Source organism: Oleiphilus sp. HI0043 (assembly GCF_001634935.1).
In genome coordinates, this window is sequence record NZ_LWEY01000345.1 from 1 (window position 1) to 721 (window position 721).

A 721-nucleotide genomic window follows, 5' to 3' on the forward strand; every position below is an offset into this window, starting at 1 on the left:
AAAGGCACCGCCAACGTTGATCGTAAAGGTAAACATCGCATACATAACCAGTAAGAATATACCGATTCCCAAGCGCTTCCCGAGTACAATATGGTCTATCTTATCAGATAGATTCTTGCCCACGACACCAGCTTCCTTTATTACCTCTTGCGATAAGCAATGTGCATGATTAAAGCGCCCATCAGCAATATGTATGTCGACGTCTTCCCCGGTTCTTTCTTCAATCTTGCTCTGCCAATGGGAAACCCTTGATAGCAGCTCTTTTTGACCAGCCGATTCAATTGCGCCCAATACAGCGCTATCATTTTCCAAAAGCTTAGTCGCGACCCAGCGTTGTTCGTTTGCTTTAACAGTAGCTGGTAGATAGCCGGAAACGGATAGGATTGCCTGCTCAACCAAGTCTTCATGTACCAGCTCGATTGAGTTCTGCTCGCTGGAACTTAACTCGTACTTGATCGCGCTAGCCAAACCTTTCAAGCCTTCCCCTGTCACAGCGACGATAGGCACCACCGGGCAACATAAGGCTTCGCTTAAGCGTTCAACATCGAGACTAATGCCACGCTTGCGGGCAACGTCCATCATATTCAGCGCCACGACCACTGGAACGCCCATTTCTCGTAATTGCACAGTGAAATAGAGGTTACGCTCAAGATTCGAGGCATCAACCACATTAACGATCAGGTCAGCGTCGGCAGAGAGAAGATAGTCCCGGGTAACTTTT

General features: G+C 48.0%; 1 protein-coding gene. It reads right to left on the reverse strand.

Features of this window, described 5'->3' with window-relative positions:
- Positions 1-721: ferrous iron transporter B (locus A3729_RS04865; RefSeq protein ID WP_197475564.1), on the reverse strand; the 721-nt coding region annotated here is incomplete at both ends.